General features: G+C 48.6%; 1 protein-coding gene. It reads right to left on the bottom strand.

Annotated features, from left to right (window positions below):
• Window positions 1–1,105 (bottom strand): IS4 family transposase (locus tag EII41_RS13585; RefSeq protein ID WP_260425605.1); only part of this gene is annotated, 1,105 nt, incomplete at its 3' end.
• Window positions 1,106–1,145: the final 40 nt, after the last annotated feature.

The raw sequence follows: 1,145 nt of genomic DNA on the forward strand, positions 1-1,145 counted from the left end.
TAAAAAGTTCACGGATATCATCCCTCTGGAAAAGGACTTGTCCGATAGATCTCGAGATAGAATGAAGACTTGGAGTAAGCCCATAATGCTTCTTCGCAATGATGAGCAGAAGGTAGTCGCAAACGGCTATCCATATCTGCGTGTAGACAGCATTCTGGGTGGTCCCGTAGAAGGTCTTGATGTGAAGATGTTGCTTGATCCACTTGAAGAAAAGTTCAATCTGCCACCGTTCACGGTACAGTTCCGCAATGGTGAGCGGGTCTTCAATCGCGAAGTTGTTGGTCAGGAAGCGATAGACCTTCCCGGTCTCAAAATCCTCATACACAACCAGCCTTATGGCATCCAGGTACTTTCTGGACGTGTAATATCCAGTCAACCGAATGGTCTCGTCGGAAAGAACCCCCGAGTGCTTGTCAATAGGTCTGGACTCCACGACTTCATAGACCATGTTATCTTTGGCCCTTGTGACGAAGTACGCGCTAACCTTCTGAAAGCCGTTGTAGAGCTTCTCAAAGGCTACATATCCTTTGTCTATCAAGTAGAAAGAGTTCTGCTCAACAGGAATCTTATCCATTACCTTGACATCGTTGACCTTACCAGGCGTAAGCAGAACAAAGGTCGGGATGGATCCTCTGAGATCCATCAGTGTGTGCATCTTGAACGCTCCCTTGCCATGGTGGAACTCTGCCCAGGGGCAAAGCTTCAGGCACAACTCGATGGTACTGCTGTCGAACGCATAGATCATCTCTTCAAGACCAATCCGCAGCTTTTCGTCCTTGTAGAGCTTCTGAGCCTGCTTGACCAGAGTCATTGCAAAGTCTTGATAGATATGCCAATCCTTCTTCTCGTTGGTCTCCGCAAGCGTGGATTTGGGCATCACCTTGATGCCCGCCCGATACCGGTCGCCACAGAGGTTAAGTGTAGTCTCTATATCTCTCAGACCGGCCCTGTCAGTGAACTGAGCAAAGCTCATCACCATGAATTGGTCACGGCAATTGAACTTGATGGAGTGCCGGTCGACATGGTAGCGGTCGACACACTTCTTGAACTCATATTCGTTGACGAGAGACATAATCTGGGGGAGGATTGTTTTTCCTTTGTTCATGGCTTGCAGATGGCGTCTTAGGATGCGTCCGCAAAGCTAC

Origin of the sequence: Tannerella forsythia (genome assembly GCF_003860135.1) — a bacterium.
Classification (GTDB): Bacteria; Bacteroidota; Bacteroidia; order Bacteroidales; family Tannerellaceae; genus Tannerella; species Tannerella forsythia_A.